The organism is Scytonema sp. HK-05 (assembly GCF_963872035.1).
Classification (GTDB): Bacteria; Cyanobacteriota; Cyanobacteriia; order Cyanobacteriales; family Nostocaceae; genus Kalymmatonema.
The window spans coordinates 58,246-67,319 of sequence record NZ_CAWMYC010000127.1; the positions used below are offsets into that span (position 1 = coordinate 58,246).

Annotated in this window: 3 protein-coding genes; all 3 read right to left on the reverse strand. The window is 43.2% G+C overall.

Features of this window, described 5'->3' with window-relative positions; translation table 11 throughout:
- Positions 1-18 precede the first annotated feature (18 nt).
- The 3 genes from AACT52_RS28175 to AACT52_RS28185 are packed head-to-tail and all read right to left on the reverse strand — an operon-like array spanning position 19 to position 8,953.
- Positions 19-4,497 (reverse strand): non-ribosomal peptide synthetase family protein, encoded by a 4,479-nt coding sequence (locus AACT52_RS28175; RefSeq protein ID WP_073634136.1) that lies wholly within the window; start codon positions 4,495-4,497, stop codon positions 19-21.
- On the reverse strand, positions 4,498-7,905 hold the full coding sequence (locus AACT52_RS28180; RefSeq protein WP_083630587.1) for a non-ribosomal peptide synthetase: 3,408 nt from the start codon (positions 7,903-7,905) through the stop codon (positions 4,498-4,500).
- A gap of 19 nt (positions 7,906-7,924) precedes the next feature.
- A complete protein-coding gene (locus tag AACT52_RS28185) occupies positions 7,925-8,953 on the reverse strand; it encodes a TauD/TfdA family dioxygenase (RefSeq protein WP_073634137.1) in 1,029 nt (342 codons plus the stop codon).
- Between the last annotated feature and the right edge of the window lie 121 nt (positions 8,954-9,074).

A 9,074-nucleotide genomic window follows, 5' to 3' on the forward strand; every position in this document is an offset into this window, starting at 1 on the left:
AGTGCCGCACAATTACTGTCAAACATCGAAAAAGCCTTTCTTTTTTAAGTAAGAAAAGTAAGTACTAAGCAACTGATTATCTACTGGTGGACAAACAATAGATGTGCCTGCAATTCCATCTAACGTATTCTGGCAATCAAACTGTAAAATTCCTGAGTTAGACGTTTTCTCTTCAAAGTTACTTGAAGGGAAAAATGGCACCAAGGGATACAAGGGATGTTCTACGGAACCTTTAGTGATATCGAGCAACTTTGCTCGCCACTGTTCATAGGAAATTTGTTCAATTGCATATCCTAGCAAACGAAACTGGTCGATAAGCATATTTGAGTGGAGAAGCTGGGGGTTAGTTAGGTGAAAAGCTTTTCCCAAAGATTTTTCTTGCTTTGATAAATGGACAATTGCTTTGCTGACATAATCAACAGGAATTATGTTCTCCCTAATGTCCCTATCCGGCGCAGTTCCCAATTGGCTACAACCTATTATTAATTTGTACAAAAAGTCATTTTGATTAAAGACACCAGTTTGGCTATGTCCTGATATACGTGATGGTCGATAAATACAAATTGGAACTCCTCGGTCTGCCGCAATTCTTATTAATCTCTCGGCAAGCCATTTAGTTTGAACATAACCATTATTAGGCACTTGGGCATCATCAATGCTGTCTTGTTCTCTAATAAGTTGAACTTCTGAATTCCCAGATGCAGAAAAAATACTGACAGTAGAAATAAAATGTACCGGCTTGACTTTTATTTTACTTGCCAATCTTAAAACTTCTTGGGTGCCAATAACATTAGGTGTTTTGAGTACAGAGTAGGGATAAATATGATGAACCCACGCGCCATTGTGATAGATGACATCAATTGTACTTGCCATCATTTGAAACTCATCTTCAGAAAGACCCAAAAGTGGCTGAGACAGGTCTCCTATCACTGGGATAATTCTAGCGCTGAAACATTCATTCCAAATTAAATAGGATTCAAGGCAGCTTCGGAGTCTCTTCTTACCTTCCTCTGCATTTGTGGAACGTACTAGGCAATAAATATTAGCTTGAGTTTGCTGCAAAAGTTCATAAAGTAAAAAAGCACCTAGAAAACCGGTTGCTCCTGTCAAGAAGATACAGGCTGGCTTAGTCCTAGGTTCAACTGAGCAAGCTTGTGTGACAATTGTAGAATCTAGAACAGCTTCATCGTTCAGATTTGCAACAGTTGCAGCGCTAGGGGTTGTCGAGGCTTTAGCATAGAGGATTCTCTCTATTGTCTCGGCTAAACTTACTAAAGTAGGCGACTCAAACAGAATACGTAAGGGCAGATCCACCTGCAAAGCTTCCCGGATATTAACCAGGAGCCGAGTTGTCAGCAAGGAATGCCCTCCCAGTTCAAAGAAGTTATCGTGGATACCCACTTTTTCAACACCAAGAATCTGAGTCCAGATTCGAGCCAACGCTTTCTCAATGTCATTACGAGGATCTACAAAAGTAGGTTCAATTTCGGATCTTTTCGTTTCAGGTGCTGGTAATGCCCGACGATCTACTTTCCCATTGGGTGTAAGTGGTAGCGACTCTAGCAGCACAAAAGCTGATGGCACCATGTAGCTAGGCAGTTGCTTGTGTAGAAAGCGACGTAGGTCATCAGATTTAAGATTTTGAATTTTCGATTGCTTGTCAAAAACAACATAAGCAACTAGGCGCTTCTCATTAGGTACGTCCTCACGGGCAATGACTACGGCTTGGCGCACGAGTGAGTGTTGTTCCAAAACAGCTTCTATTTCCCCTAGTTCAATACGGAAGCCGCGAATCTTGACTTGATGGTCAATTCTTCCTAGAAATTCGATGTTTCCATTTGAACGATAGCGTGCTAAATCCCCTGTCTTATACAGGCGTTCTCCTAGCGCAAAAGGACTGGGAATAAACTTCTCGTTGGTTAGCTCAGGTCGATTCAAATAACCTCGCGCCAACCCCACACCGCCAATGTGCAACTCACCAGCAACTCCAATAGGCACAGGTTGCAAATGCTTATCTAATAGATATATTTGTGTGTTGGCAATTGGGCGACCGATAGGAACAACATCAATTAGTTGCTGCTGTTCTACCTTTTGCACGGCTGACCAAATTGTCGTTTCTGTCGGACCGTACAAATTCCACACCGAGGTGCTGCGTTGCAATAACTGATTGGCAAGGGAACTGTCGAGGGCTTCACCGCCGCAAAGAATTTTCAATTGCTGTGTGCGATTCCATCCCGCCGCAAGCAGTAACCGCCAAGTGGCTGGTGTGGCTTGCATAACTGTGGCATTGCAAGAAGTTAGCTGTGCTAACAACTGAGTACCATCAGCAGCAACTTCACGGCTAACTAATACTAATCGCGCACCGACAATTAGCGGTAGGTATAATTCCAGTGCGGCAATATCAAACGATAATGTAGTGACTGATAGCAGGATATCTTCTTGAGTCAATCCAGGAGAGTGACGCATTGTATTTAAGAAGTTTACAAGTGCGCCGTGAGGAATTTGCACTCCTTTTGGTTGACCGGTTGAGCCGGAAGTGTAGATCACATAGGCGAGGTTTTCGGTGGTTGTGTGGTTGATTAGATCAAGAGCGGTTTCGCGGTTAATAATTTCCCAGTCTGTATCCAGACAAACTACCTGAGCTTGATGAGCAGGCAACGTTGCCAGTAACTTTTCTTGAGTTAGCAGCACTGGTACAGAAGCATCTGCCAACATAAACGCTAGACGTTCTTTGGGATAGGCGGGGTCAAGGGGTAGGTAAGCGCCACCCGCTTTCAGGATGCCTAATAGCCCAATGACCATCTCCAAGGAGCGCTCGATGCAGATACCAACGAGGATATCTGGCTTCACGCCCAGATGTTGCAAATAGTGTGTCAGCTGATTTGCCCGGTTGTTCAACTCTCGGTAGGTTAGTTGCTGGTTTTCAAAGACCAATGCAACAGCATCCGGTGTTCTTTCTACCTGCTGCTCAAACAACTGATGAATGCACAGGTTTAGCGGATAATCTTTCTTTGTGTTATTCCACTCAACTATTAACTGCTGTTTCTCAGATGCCGTGAGTAAGGGCAAATTTGCAATTGCATTGTCGGGATTGGCAACAATAGCGTCGAGCAAAGTAGAAAAATGCCCTAGCATTCGATGAATGCTGTCTCTATCAAACAAATCCGTGTTGTACTCAAAAGTTGCAACCAATCCCTCTTCTGTGTCTTCCATCAACAGAGTCAAATCGAACTTAGCTGTATTGTTATTAATATGTAAGGGCGTTAACGTTAAATTTGGAAGCTGCCAAACAGGCATTGCAGTATTCTGCAAGCTAAACAACACCTCAAACAGTGGATTTTGGTTGAGATTACGATCAGGTTGTACTGCTTGCACGAGCTGCTCGAAGGGTAAATCTTGGTGAGCATAGGCTCCTAAAGTTACCTCTTTTACCCGATCTAGTAATTGCCGGAAGCTGGGAGAGCCAGATAGGTCAGTCCTGAGTACAAGTGTGTTTACAAAGAACCCAATCACCCCTTCAAGCTCAGAGCGGTTGCGGTTAGCAATGGGAGAACCAACCAGAATGTCCTCTTGCCTTGTATAACGGTAGAGCAGTGTTTGGAATGCTGCAAGCAAGGTCATAAAAAGGGTGACATTTTCTCGATGGCTCAAGTCTTTCAATTTTTCCGTTAAGGATTTAGATAAGGTCAAGAATTGACGAGAACCTCGATAGGTTGGGGTTATGGGCCGCGAATAATCAGTTGGCAGTTGCAGCACAGGTAACTCACCGCTCAACTGCTGTTTCCAATAAAAGAGCTGGCTTTCACGAATTTCCCCCTGTAACCAATGCCGTTGCCAAACCGCAAAATCTGCATACTGAATAGGCAGTTCGGGCAGTGGTGAGGACTGCCCAGTGGAAAAGGCTTTGTAGAGTAGCACAAGTTCTCGGATGAGTAGTCCTGTTGACCAGGCATCAGAGACGATATGGTGCATTGTGAATAGCAACACATATTCTGTCTTGCGCATTTGCAGCAAAATGACCCGTAACAACGGTCCTTTCTCAAGGTCAAAGCACCTCTGGGCCTCTGCAGTAGCAAGCCGCAGAGTTTCAACATTCTGCTCAGTTTCATTCAAAGACTGCAAATCTACCACTGGCAGGGTAAAACGAGACGCTGGGTGAATGACCTGTACTGGTTGCCCATCTACTAAGGTAAAAGTAGTCCGCAAAGCTTCGTGTCGCCGTACAACTTCATCTATGCTTTTCTCCAGTGCAGCTAAGTTCAGCAAGCCACTCAGGCGCACTGTAGCAGGAATGTTATAAGCAGAGCTATCTGGTTCTAACTGTTTGAAGAACCACAGGCGTTGCTGGGCAAAGGACAAGGGGAAAGTGTTGGACTCTCGACTTTGGGCTTGGATTTTTGTTTGTGAGACATTCCCTTGTTTCTCTTCCAGTCGCCGCAGAAGTAACTCGCGTTTTTCTGGTGAAAGATTTGTAATCCGTTTGCTCAGGCTATTCATTTAATTTCTTTCATCCTTGATTGACTGTTTGCTATCGGCAAGTACTGTCTGAACCTCGTTGTCTGATAGTTGTTCTAGTTCTGCTAAAGTTTGAGCCAGCAATTCATCATCTACTTGCTCAGCTCGTTTTTGGATCACGATAGCAGCTGAATCTGCGACAGTGGGAGCTTCAAAAATTTGGCTAATAAGAAGCTCAACTTGAAAAACGTCGCGCACACGAGAGACAAGCTGGGTAACTAATAGAGAATGTCCTCCCAAGTCAAAGAAGTTGTCGTGGATGCTAACTCGTTCCAGTTTCAACACTTCAGCCCAAATCCCGGCAAGCTTTTCTTCAATAGAGTTGCGGGGAGCGACAAATAGCCCTTCTGGGCGCACTTGCTCTGGTGCTCTTAGCGATCGCCGATCCACTTTACCATTGGGGCTGAGAGGTAGCTCCTTGAGGAGTACAAAAGCAGATGGCACCATGTACTCAGGTAGCTTTTCCTTGAGAAAATCGCGCAGTTCATTTATTGTGAGTGCTGAATCTCGGTTAGGCACCGCATAGGCAACTAAGCGTTTATCCCCTGGTACATCTTCTCGCGCCAAAACCACGCTTTCCCGCACTCCTGGATGCTGATTTAGCACCGCCTCTATCTCGCCTAATTCAATACGGAAGCCCCGCACCTTAACTTGGTTATCAATACGTCCAAGAAACTCGATGTTCCCATCAGGAAGATAGCGAGCTAAATCCCCTGTTTTGTATAACCGGATACCAGTTTCGTTGCTAAAAGGACTGGGAATAAATTTCGCAGCAGTCATTGCTGGGTGGTTAAGATAGCCTCTGGCTAAACCTTCGCCGCTGATACAAAGCTCACCGGGGACACCAACAGGAACCGGATGTAAATGAGAATCCAGTATATAAATTTGCGTGTTGGCAATGGGGCGACCAATCGATACTTGCGTTGTGGTATCCTGAGAGCGACAATGGTATACGCTGCTCCAAACAGTTCCTTCTGTTGGTCCATACTCGTTAAACAGAGATGTTTCTGACTGCAACTTTAGGTGACGTTGCACCAACTCTGTTGGACAAGCTTCACCCGCAACTATGACGGTGCGAAGTGAATTTAACTGTTCGGGTTTGGCGTGTTCTAAGAGGAGAGCATACAGAGAGGGAAGGCTTAATAGATGGGAAATGTGATTTTGAGCAATGAACTCAATAAGTTTTGGTACTTCCCGTTGTAAACCTTCTTGGGGAAGGTAGAGAATTCCTCCAGAGCAAAGTGTCCAGAAAATACCTGCTACCGAACTATCAAAAGCAAACGACGAAAGCAATAAAAAGCTGGTAACTCTTTCCTGATAGTAAGCAATACGAGCAGTTGTTGAGTGAACTAAGTTTTTATGTGTAATCTGTACTCCTTTAGGTTTACCTGTAGAACCGGAGGTGTAGATTACATAAGCTAAGTTTTCGGCGCACGTCCTCAAAGTGGGATTTTCGTTGCTTTCGCAAGCAATGGTTTCCCAGTCTGTGTCCAAGCAAAGTGTGTTACAGGGGTTCTCAGTTGAATCAAACACAAGACCTAACTCCCTAACCTCCTTTCCTACTAGCGTTGGGGGAAAGCCCCTCTCCTTGTAGGAGAGGGGTTGGGGAGAGGTCAGAGTGTACTGTATCGAATTGCAAATTGTCTTAGGGTTGTGAAGATGATCCCCCTGGGGGGATGTGACCAGCAGGTGCTGCTGAGTCAATAACACAGATGTTTGGGTATCCTGTAATATGAAGCTTAAGCGCTCTTGAGGATAGGTTGGGTCGAGTGGTACATAAGCTGCGCCAGCTTTGAGAATGCCAAGGATACCAACGAGCATTTCAACAGAACGCTCGACACAAATTCCCACCAGTACGTCTGGTTCCACACCTACTTTTTGCAAGTAGTGAGCCAGTTGATTTGCACGCGCGTTTAGTTCAGCATACGTGAGTTGCTGGTTTTCAAACGCAACGGCAATATTGTTTGGTGTACGCTGTACCTGTTCCTCAAATAACTGGTGGATACACTTGTCTTTTGGGTAATCAGCCTGTGTTTGGTTGAACTCGACAAGAAGTTGATGAAGGTGGCGATCGCCCAAAATCTCCAACTTGCTGATTGCAGCTTCTGGATTATTTGCAGCACTTTCTACTAACTTGTGAAATTGCTCTGCTAAACCTTCAATATCTTTTGCAGAAAACAGGTTGGAATCATAATGAAACTCTGCACTTAGAATATCATCCCTTCGCCTACAAGAGAGCTTTATTTGGAAACGCTCAATACAGACGTAACGTTTGTAAACTGAAAATGTTATATTACCCGCGTCATACTTCGCGTCTTCTTCCTCAAAATCAAAGCCAAGAGGGAAAAAAGGCAAGTTCACGGATTTGGCATCCGACTCCGATATTTGTTCCCAAGTAAAACACTCCTGCCATTTGTAGATATATTCTACAGATTCATGAATTTGCTGTAAAATTTGACTAAACTGCAAATTATCTTCTAAATGACAATGAAGTGGTAAATATTTGGCAAACAGCCCCAAAGCTCCTTTGAGTTCCTCATATTTCCTGCCATCGACAGCTTTGCCAACTATCATCTCGGATTGTCCAATAAGCCGCCCGAGCAGAACCAGCCAGCAAGTTAAATAAAATATAGAAGCAGAAGTGTTATACTTTTGGGCTAATTCTTCGATGTTTGCTACCAGTTCAGGAGCAATTATTAAATTTACTAATTTTGGTTCAAATTTCTGTTTTTCATAAATATGGCTTTCATAAGGAAGCTTTAAAGTTTCAACAGCAGAAAAGTCTTGCTTGCGCCAATATTCTCTTCCTATTTCTGTCTCCTCAGCTTCAAGTATTTGATTCTGCCATTCCGAAAAATCTGCGTATTGCAGCGGTTCATCAGATAGTTCCCCGCGTAATTTGGCTAAGTAGGAAATAGCAATTTCTTGCACCAAATTATTCAGACTTGCACTGTCTCCGCAAATAGCGGGCAAACTGATAAACAACAGATGCTTCTCTGGCGATAGAGTCACCAGGGATGTATGTAAAATTGAACCTTGCTCAAAGTCAAAAGGTAGCTGGCTCAATTCCTGAAACCTTGCCTCAATCTTAGCCTCTTTTTCTTGAGGATTCAAACTACTAAGATTGTGTGTGTCTAATATTATTTTGCCATTTGTAATCACTTGGACTGGAATAGTCATCCCAGACAGACAAGGAAAACAGGTGCGGAGTATCTCATGGCGATTGACAACATCTTGTAATGCCAATCCTAAATTATTTATATCGACATCACCTTCAATCAAAATTGCACAATCGCTACGATAAGCCCCACTTTTATCAATTTGTTGCAGTAACCATAGATGTTCTTGTTGAGGTGAAAGTCGAAACCCCTCCATACTTTCTGCTTGCATATTTCTACCTCTGTGTCAGTTAAATGTGTTGGGGAGTATAAGGTTCAGCCATTCCTACTAAAATTTTTCTTGGAGGGACAAATGGCTTGCGGGCATGTATTGATAACATATTGTCCAGCATCAATACATCTCCTTTTTGCCAGGAAAAGGTGACCATTTCCTGTTGATAAGCTTCTTGGAGATGAGCTAACACTGATGGCTCAATTGGAGAACCATCCCCGTAATATGTGTTAGTTGGTAAGTCTTCTTCTGGAAAATTTTTCAACAACGAATCGCGTATTGTTGGTTCCAATGTGGAAACGTGGAAAAAAGTCGCGTGATTGAACCAGACCATTTCGCCTGTTCGAGGATGTTTGATAACCGCTGGTCCTACTTGGCGAGTTCTTAATCTATCACCATCTTTCCATTCAAACTCAATTCCATTGCTATGGCAATACTCTTCTACCTTAATTTTGTCTGTTGTTTGAAATACAGTTTGCCAAGGAAGACCAAATCCATCGCCAAAGTTACGCATGTACATCACTTTCTTTTCAATAAAGCGATCGCGTATTTCTGGATGAATCCGCTCAAAAACTTTTCGACAACTACCAATCGGGGTTTCTCCGCCTTCCTGGGCTGGAGTCATGCAAAAAAAGAATATTTTTAACGGAAATGTAGGAGAATATGCATGCTCATTGTGGGGAAAGATGCTTTGTTCCGCAGGGTAATCGGTAGATGTATAAATTCTACCACCTACTTGAGTACGAGGCGATGCCCGATAGCGATATTCCATCGCTTCTTTGTAAATAGCTGCGATAATCTGCTCAAATTCATCTACTGTTTTGACATTGAAACCACGAAAGAGTATTGCTCCGTATTTTAATAATTCATTTTGAAGGAATTCCCGATTGCTTTGGGCCCAGTTTAGTAAATTAACACCTTTTATGGCTGGTTTTATTACTAAAGGAAAGTTTGTTTCCGGCTGGAGAAATTCTGTTTTTATCAATTCTTCTGGGGATATGCTGACAGCTTTTCGTTTCATCGTTCCCAGATTTAGGGAATTTTTCATAATTGTCTCCTGATGGTATTTTCTTTAACGAACCGCCAAAAAAGAAACACAAAGGAAATACAAGTGATATCATGTTCGCTTAATTGCCCATAATAAAACTTATTTGTAGTAAGGACTTCAG

What these genes read in the sequence shown, in the direction of transcription:
- AACT52_RS28185 (WP_073634137.1), bottom strand. Translation starts at nt 8,953, where the DNA reads ATGAAAAATTCCCTAAATCTGGGAACGATGAAACGAAAAGCTGTCAGC.
- AACT52_RS28175 (WP_073634136.1), bottom strand. Translation starts at nt 4,497, where the DNA reads ATGAATAGCCTGAGCAAACGGATTACAAATCTTTCACCAGAAAAACGC.
- AACT52_RS28180 (WP_083630587.1), bottom strand. Translation starts at nt 7,905, where the DNA reads ATGCAAGCAGAAAGTATGGAGGGGTTTCGACTTTCACCTCAACAAGAA.